Annotated in this window: 15 protein-coding genes; 13 read left to right on the forward strand and 2 right to left on the reverse strand. The window is 45.7% G+C overall.

Annotation, left to right across the window (positions count from 1 at the left end; all coding sequences use genetic code 11):
- The first annotated feature begins 56 nt into the window (after positions 1–56).
- From rpmE to H9Q76_RS05360, 7 genes are all read left to right on the forward strand, one after another.
- Positions 57–260 (forward strand): 50S ribosomal protein L31, encoded by a 204-nt coding sequence (gene rpmE / locus H9Q76_RS05330; RefSeq protein ID WP_021984262.1) that lies wholly within the window; start codon positions 57–59, stop codon positions 258–260.
- Positions 261–335: 75 nt separating this feature from the next.
- A complete protein-coding gene (locus tag H9Q76_RS05335) occupies positions 336–1,283 on the forward strand; it encodes a DUF1385 domain-containing protein (RefSeq protein ID WP_249321789.1) in 948 nt (315 codons plus the stop codon).
- 8 nt (positions 1,284–1,291) lie between these two features.
- Positions 1,292–2,167: a peptide chain release factor N(5)-glutamine methyltransferase gene (gene prmC / locus H9Q76_RS05340; protein ID WP_249321790.1), complete on the forward strand. Its 876-nt coding sequence runs from the start codon at positions 1,292–1,294 to the stop codon at positions 2,165–2,167.
- A gap of 145 nt (positions 2,168–2,312) precedes the next feature.
- Positions 2,313–3,389: a peptide chain release factor 1 gene (prfA, locus tag H9Q76_RS05345; RefSeq protein ID WP_021984265.1), complete on the forward strand. Its 1,077-nt coding sequence runs from the start codon at positions 2,313–2,315 to the stop codon at positions 3,387–3,389.
- Between the two features lie 46 nt (positions 3,390–3,435).
- Positions 3,436–3,873 (forward strand): GatB/YqeY domain-containing protein, encoded by a 438-nt coding sequence (locus H9Q76_RS05350; protein WP_021984266.1) that lies wholly within the window; start codon positions 3,436–3,438, stop codon positions 3,871–3,873.
- A 66-nt stretch (positions 3,874–3,939) separates the two neighbouring features.
- On the forward strand, positions 3,940–4,740 hold the full coding sequence (locus tag H9Q76_RS05355) for a hypothetical protein (RefSeq protein WP_249321791.1): 801 nt from the start codon (positions 3,940–3,942) through the stop codon (positions 4,738–4,740).
- Positions 4,741–4,770: 30 nt separating this feature from the next.
- Positions 4,771–6,705: an EAL domain-containing protein gene (locus H9Q76_RS05360; RefSeq protein ID WP_249321792.1), complete on the forward strand. Its 1,935-nt coding sequence runs from the start codon at positions 4,771–4,773 to the stop codon at positions 6,703–6,705.
- A gap of 39 nt (positions 6,706–6,744) precedes the next feature.
- On the opposite strand, the gene H9Q76_RS05365 is transcribed toward H9Q76_RS05360, so the two are convergent.
- Both H9Q76_RS05365 and pdxR read right to left on the reverse strand, forming a co-directional pair.
- Positions 6,745–7,587: a putative ABC transporter permease gene (locus tag H9Q76_RS05365; protein ID WP_249321793.1), complete on the reverse strand. Its 843-nt coding sequence runs from the start codon at positions 7,585–7,587 to the stop codon at positions 6,745–6,747.
- A gap of 125 nt (positions 7,588–7,712) precedes the next feature.
- Complete coding sequence (gene pdxR, locus H9Q76_RS05370; protein ID WP_249321794.1) at positions 7,713–9,131, reverse strand: MocR-like pyridoxine biosynthesis transcription factor PdxR; 1,419 nt, start codon at positions 9,129–9,131, stop codon at positions 7,713–7,715.
- Between the two features lie 200 nt (positions 9,132–9,331).
- Between pdxR and H9Q76_RS05375 the strand changes: the two genes are divergently transcribed.
- The 6 genes from H9Q76_RS05375 (at position 9,332) to H9Q76_RS05400 (ending at position 15,480) form a co-directional block, all read left to right on the forward strand.
- Positions 9,332–10,168, forward strand: a complete 837-nt coding sequence (locus H9Q76_RS05375; RefSeq protein WP_249321795.1) for a pyridoxamine kinase — start codon at positions 9,332–9,334, stop codon at positions 10,166–10,168.
- Between the two features lie 131 nt (positions 10,169–10,299).
- Positions 10,300–11,076 (forward strand): ZIP family metal transporter, encoded by a 777-nt coding sequence (locus tag H9Q76_RS05380; RefSeq protein WP_249321796.1) that lies wholly within the window; start codon positions 10,300–10,302, stop codon positions 11,074–11,076.
- A gap of 40 nt (positions 11,077–11,116) precedes the next feature.
- A complete protein-coding gene (locus H9Q76_RS05385; RefSeq protein WP_118373668.1) occupies positions 11,117–11,737 on the forward strand; it encodes a flavodoxin family protein in 621 nt (206 codons plus the stop codon).
- A gap of 63 nt (positions 11,738–11,800) precedes the next feature.
- Complete coding sequence (locus H9Q76_RS05390) at positions 11,801–13,081, forward strand: glutamate-5-semialdehyde dehydrogenase (RefSeq protein ID WP_021984274.1); 1,281 nt, start codon at positions 11,801–11,803, stop codon at positions 13,079–13,081.
- Between the two features lie 21 nt (positions 13,082–13,102).
- The gene (gene pap, locus H9Q76_RS05395) at positions 13,103–14,587 is read left to right on the forward strand and encodes a polyphosphate:AMP phosphotransferase (protein WP_249321797.1); all 1,485 of its coding nucleotides are present in this window, start codon (positions 13,103–13,105) and stop codon (positions 14,585–14,587) included.
- A gap of 59 nt (positions 14,588–14,646) precedes the next feature.
- Complete coding sequence (locus H9Q76_RS05400; protein WP_021984276.1) at positions 14,647–15,480, forward strand: undecaprenyl-diphosphate phosphatase; 834 nt, start codon at positions 14,647–14,649, stop codon at positions 15,478–15,480.
- Positions 15,481–15,505 lie beyond the last annotated feature (25 nt).

A 15,505-nucleotide genomic window follows, 5' to 3' on the forward strand; every position in this document is an offset into this window, starting at 1 on the left:
AAACAGTCTGCTATGTCTAGCACATGGTAGCAAGTATGATTTAAGAGGTGAAAGAAATGAGAGAAGGAATCCATCCAGCGTACTATCAGGCAAAGGTTGTTTGCAACTGTGGTAACGAGTTCGTAACAGGTTCAACAAAGGAAGATATCCATGTTGAAATTTGTTCAAAGTGCCATTCATTCTACACAGGTCAGCAGAAGGCTGCACAGGCTCGTGGTAGAATCGATAAGTTCAATCGTAAGTACGGTGTTCAGGCATAATACGGAAATGACATGGAATAGGCTTGTTACAATAATGTAGCAAGCCTATTTTCATATGTATGAAAAAGGTGGAGTATGAGCAGAATAAATATCGGCGGACAGGCAGTTATGGAAGGTGTCATGATGCGTAACAATGACCGATATGCTGTCGCCGTCCGGAAACCAGATAAGCAAATAGAAGTAAAGACAAATCGGTGTACAGGAACCTCTGATCGTCCGGCAGTTTGTAATCTGCCGATTGTGCGAGGAGTATTCAGTTTTGTACAGTCGCTCACCATCGGTGTGAAAACACTGATGTATTCGGCACAGTTCTTCGAGGACGAGGAAGAGGAAGCGCCGAAGAAGGAAAAGAAAAAGAAGAAAGAAAAAACGAAAGAACAGGAAGCACGTGCGGAGAAAGCAGAGATGGCAGGGACTGTTACATTTTCGATTGTGCTGGCAGTCGGACTTTTTATGTTGCTTCCGGCGTGGATTGCATCGCTGTTAGATGATGTGATAAAAAGCCATGCGCTGATCGGACTGATTGAAGGCGTGATCCGTCTGGCAATTTTTCTTGGGTATGTGATTGCGATTTCACGTATGGAAGATATTAAGCGAACGTATATGTATCATGGTGCAGAGCACAAGACGATCAACTGTCTGGAACATGGAAATGAGCTGACGGTGGAGAATGTCATGCAGGCATCCCGGTATCACAAACGATGTGGAACGAGTTTTCTGTTCATCGTTATGATTGTTAGTATTTTAGTGTTTATGTGTATTACAGTAGATGCCATGTGGCTGCGGTTATTGTTGCGTGTCCTGCTTGTTCCGGTGATTGCAGGAATTTCTTATGAATTTATCCGGTTTGCAGGAAACAGTGAGTCGTGGATCGCCAATCTGCTCAGTAAGCCGGGACTTCTGATCCAGAGACTGACGACCAAGGAGCCGACGGAGGATATGGTCGAGGTTGCGATTGCTTCGGTGGAGGCAGTTTTGGACTGGCGTGGATATCTGGCAGAACAGGCAAAGAATGAGAAGTGAGGAAAACTATGACGTGGCAGGCATTGATGAAGGAAGAATTAGAGCGTCTGAGACAGGCAGACATTCCGGAGGCGGACAGTGATATCCGGCTTTTTGCAATGGATGTGGCAGGCTGTACATATTCGACACTGATTCTGCGTATGGCAGAGGAAGCGTCAGAGGAACAGGCGCAGAAGCTTCGTGCTTATGTCACGGAACGTATGACGCATAAGCCATGCCAGTACATTCTTGGGTCACAGGAATTTATGGGGATGGAGTTTGCAACAGCACCGGAAGTGCTGATCCCAAGACCGGAGACGGAGCTTCTCGTGGAACAGGCATGTGGAAAGCTGGAGAAACTCAGAGAGAAAAAACGGAAACAAACCGGTGACGGAAAGCTGCGTGTGTTAGATATGTGTTGTGGGAGTGGCTGTATCGGAATCAGTGTAGCAAAGCTTGTTCCGGCTGTATCGGTTGACCTTGCGGATATTTCGGATGCGGCAATCACTCTTACGAAGAAAAACCGGGAGCGGTTACAGGCAGATTGTACGGTAATACAGACCGATTTATTTGCGCAGATTGAAGAAAAATATGATATGATAATATCAAATCCGCCATATATCCGGACGGATGAGATTCCAAAGCTCATGGCAGAGGTGCGTGATTTTGAACCACATCTGGCACTTGACGGAAAAGCGGATGGATTGTATTTTTATGATAAGATTATTCGGGAAGCGAGGGAGTATCTGTATGAAGATGGATATATACTGTTTGAAATTGGACAGGATCAGCTGGATGCTGTTCGGGGACTCCTTGTAGAGAATGGATATGTGGATGTAGAGGAAATGAAAGATTATGCGGGACTTGACCGGATCGTGATGGCGCGGTATCCAGCGCTCGCATAAGAGAAAATACATAATGAGATACCTGATCTGGCTGAAACAGCCAGACAATCCTTGTGGCGTATATAATCGGATAAATGAGATGTTATAGATGTCTGGCACATAGGAAGGGTATATTGAGATAGAAAAATAGTTGGAGGATAAAAATATGTTTGATAAATTAGAGGATCTGGTAGCCCGTCTGGACGAATTACAAAATGAACTTTCAGATCCGAATGTGGCAAGCAATGCAGAACGTTTCCGGAATCTGATGAAGGAACAGGCAAATTTAGCACCAATCGTAGAGAAATATCAGGAGTATAAGGAAGCGAAGCAGACGATCGAGGATAGCTTATCCATGCTGGAGGGCGAAAGCGACGAGGAGATGCGTGAGATGCTGAAGGAAGAGCTTTCTTCAGCGAAGCAGCAGGTGGAAAAGTGCGAGAACGAACTTAAAATCCTGCTTCTGCCGAAAGATCCGAACGATGAGCGTAATGTCATCTTAGAGATCCGTGCAGGTGCCGGTGGCGATGAGGCAGCACTTTTTGCAGCAGAGCTTTACCGTATGTATGTGCACTATGCGGAGAGTCGTCGTTGGAAGGTTGAACTGATGGAAGCTGAAGAAATCGGTATCGGAGGTATGAAGTCAGTTACAGCGATGGTAACCGGAAATGGTGCGTATTCCGTATTGAAATACGAGAGTGGTGTACACCGTGTACAGCGTGTGCCTGAGACAGAGAGTGGCGGACGAATCCATACAAGTACCGCCAGTGTTGCTGTTCTTCCAGAGGCAGAGGAAGTGGATGAGATAGATATCCCGGATAAGGATATCCGTATCGATGTCATGCGTGCATCCGGTAATGGTGGACAGTGTGTCAATACAACGGATTCTGCGGTACGTCTGACGCATATTCCAACCGGAATCGTGATCTACAGCCAGACAGAGAAATCACAGCTTCAGAACAAGGCAAAGGCATTTGCCCTGCTTCGTACAAAACTGTTAGATATTGAGATGCAGAAGCGTCACGACGCAGAAGCAGATCTTCGTAAGAGTCAGGTTGGTACGGGTGACCGTTCCGAGAAGATCCGTACGTATAACTTCCCACAGGGACGTGTGACGGATCACCGGATCGGACTGACATTATACAAATTGGACAAGATTATGAATGGTGACATTCAGGAGATTATCGATGCATGTATCGCAGCGGATCAGGCTGCGAAGCTTGCTAAGATGAATGAAGAATAGGATGGCGTGTCCATACCCGTATAAATATGAATGGAGGAATAAAATTATGCAGTTAGAAACATTACAGAAAGACATGATCGCCGCTATGAAGGCAAGAGATAAGGCAAGAAAGGATTCCATTTCTTCTCTGATTTCCGCAGTAAAGAAGGTAGCTATCGACGAGGGTTGCCGCGATGATATCAAGGAAGAACTGGTAGACCGCGTAATCTTAAAGGAGTTGAAGACAGCCAAAGAGCAGATCGATACCTGCCCGGCAGAGCGTACAGACCTGCTTGCAGAGTATCAGGCACGTTACGATGTCATTAACGAGTATGCGCCATCTCTGATGAGCGAGGATGAGGTAAAGGCATTTCTGACAGAGAAATGTGCAGATGTGATCGCTACAAAGAACAAGGGAATGATCATGAAGACGGTTATGCCACAGTTAAAGGGCAAGGCAGACGGCAAGGTGATCAATGCGGTTGTAGCAGAACTTTGTAAGTAAAAGAAAGTAATATTGTGCAGGAACTTCATCATATGTTTGAATGATAGATATGAAAGAAGATGACATATGAACAGTTCCACGCGCATCAGGCAGGGTGCAGCAGGCATCCTGCTTTTCGTAATAGGGATTTTGATGAGTCTTGTGTTACACAGACCGGCACCGGAGCATCTGCGGGAATTTTCGATGGAACGGCTGCTTCGGACATCGCTGCTTCCGGTTGGACAGACGATGTATATCTGGGGCGGCGGCTGGAATCAGGAGGATGCAGGGGCTGGCAGGGAGGCTGTCACACTTGGTGTATCAAAGCGATGGGCGGAATATGCTGCAAGACAGACAGAAACATATGATTTTGACAAGACCAGATATCAAAGTCACGATGGGTTGGATTGCTCCGGTTATATCGGCTGGCTTTTGTACAATGTATTTCATACCCGAAACGGAGAGACCGGATATGTGACCGGAGCGTCGAAGATGGCACGTGCCTGTGCGGCACGCAGTTGGGGGTATCTGGTGCAGGGAGACTATAAACCGGGCGATATATGCAGTATGGAAGGGCATGTCTGGATGAGTCTGGGGCGCTGTATGGATGGAAGTGTACTGCTTGTACATGCAAGTCCGCCAGGTGTGCGTATCTGTGGGACATATCTTGATGATGGCGCAAAAAGCGAGGCGGTGAAGCTTGCCGAACAGGTGATGCAGAAACAGTATCCGGCGTGGTACGCGAGACATCCGGAGTGCGGAGTCGGGTATTTCTATCTGGAGGATTCTGTCAGTATGCGGTGGTATACGGACGAGGAGACAGATCCATGCCACCTGCAGGAGATGCAGGCAGAGGATGTGGTTCATTTCTTATATCCGGATATGTAAGAAGTATATGGAAGCGAAAGAAGAGGGACTATGGGAGTCATTTACAAAAATGTCAATTATGATTATTGTGCCATGTTGATTATATCCATATTGATTATAACAACGATTCTCAGACGAATGATCAAGGGAAAAGTGAACCGTTCCTTTTTGGAAGTGTTAGTTGTGGCATGGCTTACAATTTTGTTTGATATCTGGGCGGTGCATCTGGATAATCTTGGTGTGCAGCAGGTGTTTACAAAATATGTGGCGCATATGGGATACCTGGTGCTGCATAGCTTAGAAATGCCATTTTATATTACATATCTGGTAGCAATGACAGATACCTGGCATTTGTTCAAGGCGAAACGGCTGCTTGCCTTTTTGTCATCGTTCCCGGTGCTTGTGATAACCGGACTGATTCTGACGAGTCCGGCAACAAAATGGATTTTTTATATCAACGCACAGTATGAATATACGCGAGGTAAATATTTTACGCTGTTATATGTATGTGCAGTGATTTATTTGATTTACGGATTGGTTTATCTTGGAATACATCGGAAGATGTTCCGGCGAAGATATCTCGTTTCTCTGGGGATTGTCTTTGTGGCGGAAATTGCCGGTGTCGCTATACAGTATTTTTATCCGACGTCATTGGTAGAGATGCTTTGCATGGCAATCGGTCTGATGTTTATTTCTCTGATGCTGCAGCGCCCGGAGGAACGATTGGATATGATAACCGGATTGGATAAGATGACGGCGTATATGGATGATATGCGGCATGCATTCAGGACGAGAAAGCCGATACATATCATTATGGTCAACATTACAAACTATGCATCCTTGCGTGAATTGCTTGGATATGGGAAATGCATGCAGGTGATGGCGGGGATTTCGGAATATATGATGCGTCTGGATAAAGAGAAGAAGTTAAAGGCTGCGATGTATTATCTGGGACAAGGAAAATTCCGATATGTATTGGAAGATACGCTGTCGGGCCATGCTCCGGATATAGCAGAGGAACTAAATCGCTCTTTGAAAGCCTGTTTTGTGATCAATCAGATGTCGGTCAATTTTATTACTAATATTTGTATTGCGGATTGCCCGGAGGATATCTCCGATGTGGATACTTTGATGGCATTTGGAGATACTTTACAGGAAGTTCCGTTTACTGGTGACATTATGACTGCTTCAGAACTGTTGAAGCGGCTACATTATGATATGATGCACGATATGGATACGATTATTGAATCTGCGTTGTCAAATAAACGGTTCGAGGTATACTATCAGCCAATTTATTCTGTGAAGGAAAAAAAGTTCCATTCTGCGGAAGCTTTGATCCGGCTAAAGGATGAAAAGTATGGTTTTATCTCGCCGGAGGTATTTATACCGGTAGCGGAGAAGAGTGGAGCAATCCACAAAATTGGTGATTTCGTGCTTGAACAGGTGTGTGCATTTATTGCAAGCGACGAATATAAGAAGCTTGGAATGTCCTATATCGAAGTGAATTTGTCTGTGGTACAGTGCATGCAGCCGAAACTTGCGAATCACATTATGGAGATTTTAACCCGCTATGGAGTACGGCCGGAACAGCTGAATCTGGAGATTACAGAGACAGCTGCATCCATCTCGCAGCAGGCACTTGAGGATAATATCAAAGATCTGACCAACATGGGGATGAAATTCTCTTTGGATGATTTCGGAACCGGATATTCGAATATGCAGCGTATCGTAAAATTACCATTCGATATTATTAAATTAGACCGGACATTTACGGAGTTATACGATAATCCGAAGCTTGGGATTGTGCTGACGAATGCAATCAATATGATCAAGGCAATGAAGATGAAGATTGTAGTCGAAGGCGTGGAGACAGAAGAGATGTTGAAGCTTTTCTCGGAGCTTGAATGTGAATATATTCAGGGATATTATTTTTCAAAGCCGATTCCGCGGGAAGAATTCGTAAAATTTATCCAGGCATCCTCATAAGAGGAACGCCTGGATTTTTATTGTAAAAGGATGTGTAATTTAGCGTTTGCTTTGCATACGTTCTTCAATACGTTTCCGGATTGCTTCAAATTCTTCTTTGTGTTTATAAGAGATAGAACCCGGATTTCTGCGGATGATGCGGGTCGCGTGTGTCTTTGCTTTTTCGGAACGATTCGCTACGCGATCTTTAGCAGCTTGCAGCTTTGCTTCAAACTCTTTCGTGATTTCTTCTTTGCTCTTATTGTACTGCATATTCTTTTCTTTCAGATGGTCTTCAAATTTTTGTTTGTCGTCCTCCGCAAAGGCATGTATCACATCAAGACGTTTCTGCAGACGCTGGACTTCCTCGTTTTCAAGGATGATCTTCTTTAAATCAAATGCTTCCTGTGCAGATGTAATCATATCCCAGATAAAATAAACCGCGAATACGATATCGATGACCATCAGAGGTACAGCAGGAAGGGATAAAACAAGTTTTTCAATCGGGGTATGCACAAGCCCGGTCAGAAGCAGTGCACAGACGCCCCATGTGAGAGAACAGCCAAGACAGATATAACCGTGCAGGTTACAGAAGTCGTAGGTGTAATCCCAGTATTTGACGTGGAAGATCTGTTCCATCGCCCATCCGGTAAAGTACTCAAGCAGGGTGGCACCAAGCATACCAAACAGGAAAATTAAAAAATAGTTATTGCGGACCGGAATGGTGGAAATCAGAATGATCACAGCACCAAATCCGTAAATCGGAAGAAACGGACCATGCAGGAATCCGCGATTGACCCATTTCCTGTGTTCCCATGATACATATAAGCTTTCACCGATCCAGCCGATGAGGCAGTAGATGATGAAAAAGGCAATCCATTGCCAGAGATTATAAGCGAACATAATATCCTCCTTTGTGTTTGCGTATAAAGATAACATAAGTATAACATTTGTTGTTTGCGAAGAAAATATACATTTTCAAAGATATATATGGAACAATTCAAATAATTGAAATGCTGCGGCAGGCATCATAGTGAATCGCTCCAGGCACTGCTGAGCCGTTTGATCACGACCGGGATATCGTCCATGTTAAGTCCGGAATAATTGATGATCGCAGTGTGGTCGTACCGGCTTATATCAGATTTGAAATCAAAGCTGTAATAATCGGAGACGAATGCGAGTGTGATATCGTGGACCTGAGCCATCGCCTGTAATTCCTGATCGTTTTTTTTGCTGTCAATATGCAGCAGAAAATGCAGTCCTGCATTTTCCTGGCTGATTGTGATCCTATCAGCAAGCGGACTTTGCTTAAAACCTGCAATCAACTCATCGCGCAGACTGCGATAGTGGTTCCGCATACGATTGATATGTTTCTCAAAATATTGATCCCGTATAAAGGCTGCAAGTGTATACTGCTCGAAATTCGATACCGTACAGGCATAAAAGCCAAGCTTGTTGTAATACAGATGAAGCAGGGACTTGGGAAGAACCATATAGCTGATACGAATCGTGGAGGCAAGGCTTTTGGTAAAGGTGTTAAAATAGATAACCTTGTCTGTAGTATCCATCGAGAACAGGGATGGAATCGGCTTTCCCTGCAGACGGAATTCACTGTCGAAATCATCTTCGATAATATAGCGGGAATTCGATTCGTTTGCCCATTGCAAAAGTCCGTATCTCCGGCTCACAGAAGTTACAATACCGGTTGGGAAATGGTGGGATGGAGATATCTGGATGATGTCGGGAATCGTCAGATTCCGGGCATCTAATTGAATCCCCTCCTCGTCCATCTCGAGCGGTGCAACCTTCACACCGAGAGCCTCATAGATGCTGCGTATCTTCTTGGAACTCGGATTTTCCAGTCCGTAGACAAGCTCCCGTCCAAGCAGCTGCACGATCAGACCATACAGGTATTCTGTTCCGGCACCGATCATGATCTGTTCCGGGGATGCGTTGATGCCGCGGAATTCGTGCAGATGTCTGGCAATGGCTGTACGTAATTCCGGTACACCGCCGGCAGGTGGAGGCACTAACAGATCCGGACTTTGCTCACTTAAAATCTGACGAGTCAGCTTCGCCCAGATAGAAAAAGGAAAATTCTCCGGAGCTGTATGATTGGAAATCAGATTGATGGAATTGTCATGAATGTAAGCTTTTTTTGCTTCAATAAGGTCAGATTCGTTACTTACGGAAGTAATCTGACTTTGTATCGGGGAAACGAAGAATCCGCTTTTGGGTTTGGAATAGATGTATCCTTCTGCCATCAGCTGTCCATACGTGTTTTCGACCGTGACAATGCTGATGCCGTGATTGCCTGCAAATGCACGTTTGGATGGCAGCTTTTCATTTGGGGATAAAACACCGTTTATAATGTCAGTTTTCATGCAGTTATAGAGGTATTCATACAGGCTTTGACCGCCGCGTTTATCGAAAGAGTAGGTTAACATGATAAGCTCCTTTTTCTGTATTCTGGCATTGTAAGTTGAAAATGCCGCTATTTTATATAGAATTGGATGTTTTCTTTTAAAAAGTATAAACTATATTTATATTTTTGTAAATCTGACATTTTCAGATATTTTACAATTGGAGATTTACACAAGGTCAAAATGACTATATAGTTAGAGAAAATAAAAAAGAGGTGTTTAATATGACAGATAAAAAAGTTTTGACTATTCAGGATATTTCATGTATGGGACAGTGTTCCCTTACAGTTGCACTTCCAATCATTTCGGCATGTGGCGTAGAGACTATCATACTGCCTTCCGCTGTGCTATCCACACATACGGGCGGATTTACCGGGTATACATTCCGTGATCTGACAGAGGATATCCCGGGTATTATGAATCACTGGGAGAAAGAAAGCATCAGGTTTGACTGCCTGTACACCGGATACCTTGGCAGTATCACACAGATTGAATATGTGTATGATCTGAAAAAACGTGTTGTGAAGGAAGACGGACTTCTGATCGTGGATCCGGCGATGGCGGATAACGGAAGCCTGTACTATGGATTTGATGATGCGTTTGTTGCACAGATGGCAAAGCTCTGCGGCAGTGCGGATATTATCCTTCCGAATATTACAGAGGCGGCATTTATGACTGGCTGTGAACTGCGGTTAGAAGGACAGGATGAAGCGTATGTACAGATGATTTTAGAGGCTCTTGCGAAGCTTGGCTGCAAGAAGATTGTTTTAAAAGGCATCAGCTTTGAAGATGATAAGATCGGAGTTGTCGTATATGACTGCGCAGAGAAAAAAGCAGAATATTATTTCACAGAGAAGGTGCCAAAGAGCTCACATGGAACCGGCGATTGTTATGCGGCAGCTTTTACAGGTGCGATGATGCAGGGAAAGACGATTTCCGAAGCTGCAAAGATGGCTGCTGATTTCGTTGTGGACAGTATTAAGAAAACAGACGACGGACACTGGTATGGCGTATGCTTTGAGCGTGCATTGCCGATGCTTGTGACGGAATTGAACAAATAAATGCGTATTACTTATATCTGAATCCCCAAGGAAGGATTGCATTGGTTTTGGCCGTGCAATCCTTTATTCTTTGTTGCCGATTCCGGGTATTTTGTATATAATATGGATATCTACGAAATAAGGAGGCATATATGAATATATTGATTGCCCTTGGCATACCTTTTATAGGAACAACTCTTGGCGCGGCAATGGTATTTTTTATGAAAGAAAAAATCGCTCCGAAGCTTGAGAAAGCGTTGCTCGGCTTTGCGTCCGGCGTGATGATTGCTGCATCGGTCTGGTCGCTTCTGATTCCTTCGATCGATATGACAGAGGCACAGGGCGGAATCGCATGGGTACCGGCGACCATCGGATTTTTGTTTGGTGTTGCATTTTTGTTGTTGCTCGATACTTTGATCCCGCATCTGCACTTAAACAGCGATAAGCCGGAGGGCGTGCATGCGAAGATCAGCAAGACACTGATGATGCTGTTTGCAATCACGCTGCACAATATACCGGAAGGCATGGCGGTCGGTGTCACGATTGCCGGTGCGCTTGCAGGCAATGCCGGAATTACGATTACGGGTGCATTTGCTCTGTCACTTGGTATTGCGATTCAGAATTTCCCGGAGGGCGCGATTGTCTCTATGCCTTTAAAGGGCGAGGGAATGGGAAAGCCGAAAGCATTCTTATGTGGCATGGCATCCGGTGCAGTGGAGCCGGTGTTCGGATTTCTGACGATCCTGCTTGCAGCACAGATGACGCGGATCCTTCCGTATTTTCTGTCTTTTGCGGCCGGTGCGATGATCTATGTTGTTGTGGAGGAACTGATTCCGGAAGCACAGGCAGGTGAGCATACGAATATCGGAACAATCGGGACAGCGATTGGCTTTGCGTTGATGATGGTGCTCGATGTAGCACTTGGATAAATGTTAATATAGAATTAGTTAGAATAAGGAGTGAAATAAAATGAAAGTATTGATGTTAAACGGAAGCTCCCATATCAACGGAACGACGATGGCAGCCTTGACCGAGGTCGGAAAGGCACTCGAGGAAGATGGCATCGAGTATGAGATTTTCCAGATCGGCGGTGGTCCGGTCGCAGACTGCCTTGGCTGTGGACAGTGCACAGAGAGCGGATGTATCTTCTCCGATGATGCGGTAAATGCCTTTGTGGAGAAGGCAAAAGCCGCGGATGGATACATATTCGGTACGCCGGTTTACTATGCGCATCCAAGTGGACGGATCCAGTCGTTCTTAGACCGGGTATTTTACAGCAGCGGTAAGCATTTTGCACATAAGCCGGGCGCTTCGGTGGCAGTAGCCAGACGTGGCGGCACCGCGACGACCTTTGATGTGCTGAACAAATATTTCGGTATCACGCAGATGATTACCGTCGGTTCGACCTACTGGAATCAGGTGCATGGAAGAAATGCAGAGGATGCGGCGAAGGATCTCGAGGGTATGCAGACGATGCGGAACCTCGGACACAATATGGCGTGGGTGTTGAAATGCTTAGAAGCTGGTAAGGAGAAGGGGCTTGTACCGCCGACGGCAGACCGCTCGAACCAGACGAATTTTATACGATAGTAATAAGAAAATACAATGTGTGAGTTCTGTGATTTTTGTGGAACACACAGCAAGGAGGAGCATATGACGATAGAAGAACAGGCAGGACTTGTGAAGCTGGCAAGCCCGAAGCTGGCAGGAACAACCGGTGAGCTTCGTGACCAGGCGCTTTTGGCAGTTGCGAAAGCATTGATGGACAACAAGGATGCGATCTTTGACGCAAACAGACAGGATATGGAACAGGCAGAAAAAGATGGGATTGCAGCGCCTGTCTTAAAGCGTCTCAAATTCGATGAAGGAAAGCTGCGCGATGTCATAAATGGTATTCATGATCTGGTGCAGATGCCGGATCCACTGTTCCAGACGAAGCTTGCCAGAGAACTCGATGAGGGACTTACCTTGTACCGTGAGACATGTCCGATCGGTGTGATCGGTGTGATCTTCGAGGCAAGACCGGACGCACTTGTGCAGATATCCGCACTCTGTATCAAGAGTGGAAACTGTGTGATCTTAAAGGGTGGCAGTGAGGCGACAAAGAGCAATAAGATCTTATTTGATACGATCTATGCGGCGGTACGGGAAGCAGGACTTCCGGAAAACTGTATGCTGCAGCTCGAGGCAAGAAGTGAGATCAATGAGCTGCTTACCTGTCAGAGTTCTGTGGATCTGCTGATCCCACGTGGGTCCAATGCATTTGTGCAGTATATTATGAGTCATACGAATATCCCGGTTATGGGGCATGCGGATGGCATCTGTCATATCTATGTAGATAAGGATGCGGATATCGGGAAGGCGATTCCAATTATCTTAGATGCGAAGACACAGTATGTTAGTGCCTGCAATACCGTAGAGACATTGCTCGTACACAAGGATATTGCGAAGGAGCTGGTTCCGAAGCTGGCACAGGCACTTAAAGAAAAGCACGTCGAGCTTCGTGGAACGAAGGAGATTCAGGCGCTGGTAGATTGTGTACCTGCGACGGAGAAGGACGATGATACCGAGTATCTTGATTATATTTTGTCGGCGAAGATTGTGGAATCGGTGGATGAGGCAATCGACCATATCAACCGGCATGGTTCCCATCACACGGACAGCATCGTGACTGAGAACAAGGAGACGGCACTTCATTTCATGCGAATGGTTGATTCAGCAGGCGTATATCAGAACTGTTCCACACGGTTTGCCGACGGCTACCGCTATGGATTTGGCGCAGAGGTCGGCATCAGTACAAGTAAATTACATGCGAGAGGTCCAGTCGGGTTAGAGGGATTGCTCAGTTACAAATATAAGCTGTTTGGCGATGGACATATCGTCGATGATTATGCACAGGGAAGAAAGAAGTTCCATTTTGTTGATTTGCCGTAAGAGGTAAGAAGGAGGATGCCTATGGAGAAAACGATCGCATCAATCACGAAACCGAAGGACGAGGAACTCAAGGAGAGACTGTCCGCAGCGAGAGAGAAGCTTGCCACCTTGCAGATCAAGGTCAAAGAAGCGAAGCTTCCGGTACTGGTTTTGTTCGAGGGATTTGGGGCTGCCGGAAAGGGCAGTGTGTTAAGCAAGATCATTAAGAACATGGATCCGCGTTTTTTCCATGTTGAGACAATGGATCAGCCGGAGCCGACCGAGCTTCGGAAACCATTTTTATACCGATATTTCAAGCGGATTCCGGAGAATGGACAGTTCACGTTCATGGATGGCGGCTGGATGGAAGAAATCGTGAGAGACCGTGTGCATGAGCAGTTGGACGAGGAAGCGTTTGGAAAGAAGATCTGCAGTATCAAGCGGTTTGAACGGACACTTTCGGATAACGGCTGCACGATCCTGAAATTCTTCTTTTATATTGATGAGAATGAGCAGAAGAAGCGGATGGAGGAGCTGCTTGCTGATGAGAACACGGCATGGCGTGTCTCCGAGGAGGACTTGTGGCAGAACAAAAAGCATAAGAAATGTTCAGAGGTTTATCAGACTTACATGGAGCAGACAAATCAGTCGTATGCACCGTGGTATGCCATTGATGCAAAGAGTAAGAAATGGGCAGAGCTGCAGATCTTAGAGCGTATCAATCAGAATATTGAGACTGCGCTTGCAAACAGTGGACGTGCAGTACCGATCCTGCCGAATCTGTTCCCGCTTTCTCCAATCCCGAAGCTTGCGGATGTGGATTTGAACAAGGAACTTACCGAGGAAGAATATCAGGAGAAGCTCGAAAAGCTGCAAAAAAGGTTGTCGGAACTGCACAATGTGTTATATCGTGAGAAGATTCCGGTTATCATCGCTTATGAGGGCTGGGATGCCGCCGGAAAGGGTGGTAATATCAAGCGGATTGCTGCGGCTCTCGATGCACGCGGTTATGAGGTTCACCCGATTGCAAGCCCGGAGCCACACGAGAAAAACCGGCATTTCCTGTGGCGCTTCTGGACCAGACTGCCGAAGAGCGGACACATTGCAATCTTCGACCGTACCTGGTATGGACGTGTGATGGTAGAGCGTCTGGAAGGCTTCTGTTCGGAAAACGACTGGCAGCGGGCGTACAACGAGATCAATGAGTTCGAGAAAGAACTTGATGATTGGGGTGCCGTCATCGTGAAATTCTGGGTGCAGATCGACAAGGATACCCAGTTAGAGCGGTTCACACTTCGTCAGAATACCCCGGAGAAACGCTGGAAGATCACTGATGAGGACTGGCGAAACCGGGGAAAATGGGATCTCTATGAGGATGCGGTTAATGAGATGCTGCAAAAGACAAATACGACGTATGCGCCCTGGCATATACTGGAATCCAACGATAAAAAATATGCGCGCATAAAAGCGTTGGAGATTGTGATTCAGGCGATGGAAGAGCAGATCAAGAAAAAGAAAAATTCATAAAATATTAAAATCAAAAATGCAGGGCGTTTCGGATACAAACGCTTCTGCCGGAGGAAACCATGTTAAGTATAGTTGAAATTTTAAAGGTTGTTTTTTTAGGAATTGTAGAAGGAGTCACAGAATGGCTTCCGATCAGCAGTACCGGACATATGCTTCTGGTGGATGAGTTCATCCAGATTCAGGCATCCAAAGAGTTCAAGGAGATGTTTTTTGTTGTCATTCAGCTTGGCGCAATTTTGGCAGTTATCCTGTTGTTCTGGAAAAAAATGTGGCCATTTCAGATGAAAGATAAGTCAAAACCGGTCTGTGTGAAGGAGACATTTTCCCTGTGGTTTAAGGTTGTTGTTGCCTGCATCCCGGGTGCTATCGTGACACTGCTGTTTGATGATTATATCACAGCACATTTCGAGACGCCGTATGTGATCGCAGGTGCCCTGATCTTTTATGGTATCGTTTTTATCATCGTGGAACGCTGGAACAAGACGCGGACACCGAAGGTGGAGAAGCTGGAAGATATCACATATAAGACTGCGTTTTTGATAGGTCTTTTCCAGGTGTTATCCATTGTACCGGGTACATCCCGCTCCGGTTCGACGATCATAGGAGCACTCCTGATCGGTGTATCCCGTGTAGCAGCTGCTGAATTTACATTCTTCTTAGCGGTTCCGGTTATGTTTGGATATTCGCTTTTGAAGGTAATTAAGATGAGTGTGGCAATCACAAGCTCGGAGCTTGTGATCCTGATTGTCGGCTGTGCCGTTGCGTTTGCTGTTTCACTTGTAGTGATCAAGTTCCTAATGAGCTATATCAAAAAGCATGATTTCCAGGTGTTCGGTGTGTATCGTATCATCCTCGGCATCGCCGTGATCGCATATTTTGCACTGGCTGCATAAAGCTATCTATATACTGGAGGAAAAG

Origin of the sequence: Wujia chipingensis (genome assembly GCF_014337155.1) — a bacterium.
Classification (GTDB): Bacteria; Bacillota; Clostridia; order Lachnospirales; family Lachnospiraceae; genus Coprococcus_C; species Coprococcus_C hominis.

Bases quoted from the DNA above. Each gene is read 5' to 3' on its own strand.
- rpmE (WP_021984262.1), top strand. From the start codon at position 57: ATGAGAGAAGGAATCCATCCAGCGTACTATCAGGCAAAGGTTGTTTGC.
- H9Q76_RS05335 (WP_249321789.1), top strand. From the start codon at position 336: ATGAGCAGAATAAATATCGGCGGACAGGCAGTTATGGAAGGTGTCATG.
- prmC (WP_249321790.1), top strand. From the start codon at position 1,292: ATGACGTGGCAGGCATTGATGAAGGAAGAATTAGAGCGTCTGAGACAG.
- prfA (WP_021984265.1), top strand. From the start codon at position 2,313: ATGTTTGATAAATTAGAGGATCTGGTAGCCCGTCTGGACGAATTACAA.
- H9Q76_RS05350 (WP_021984266.1), top strand. From the start codon at position 3,436: ATGCAGTTAGAAACATTACAGAAAGACATGATCGCCGCTATGAAGGCA.
- H9Q76_RS05355 (WP_249321791.1), top strand. From the start codon at position 3,940: ATGAACAGTTCCACGCGCATCAGGCAGGGTGCAGCAGGCATCCTGCTT.
- H9Q76_RS05360 (WP_249321792.1), top strand. From the start codon at position 4,771: ATGGGAGTCATTTACAAAAATGTCAATTATGATTATTGTGCCATGTTG.
- H9Q76_RS05365 (WP_249321793.1), bottom strand. From the start codon at position 7,587: ATGTTCGCTTATAATCTCTGGCAATGGATTGCCTTTTTCATCATCTAC.
- pdxR (WP_249321794.1), bottom strand. From the start codon at position 9,131: ATGTTAACCTACTCTTTCGATAAACGCGGCGGTCAAAGCCTGTATGAA.
- H9Q76_RS05375 (WP_249321795.1), top strand. From the start codon at position 9,332: ATGACAGATAAAAAAGTTTTGACTATTCAGGATATTTCATGTATGGGA.
- H9Q76_RS05380 (WP_249321796.1), top strand. From the start codon at position 10,300: ATGAATATATTGATTGCCCTTGGCATACCTTTTATAGGAACAACTCTT.
- H9Q76_RS05385 (WP_118373668.1), top strand. From the start codon at position 11,117: ATGAAAGTATTGATGTTAAACGGAAGCTCCCATATCAACGGAACGACG.
- H9Q76_RS05390 (WP_021984274.1), top strand. From the start codon at position 11,801: ATGACGATAGAAGAACAGGCAGGACTTGTGAAGCTGGCAAGCCCGAAG.
- pap (WP_249321797.1), top strand. From the start codon at position 13,103: ATGGAGAAAACGATCGCATCAATCACGAAACCGAAGGACGAGGAACTC.
- H9Q76_RS05400 (WP_021984276.1), top strand. From the start codon at position 14,647: ATGTTAAGTATAGTTGAAATTTTAAAGGTTGTTTTTTTAGGAATTGTA.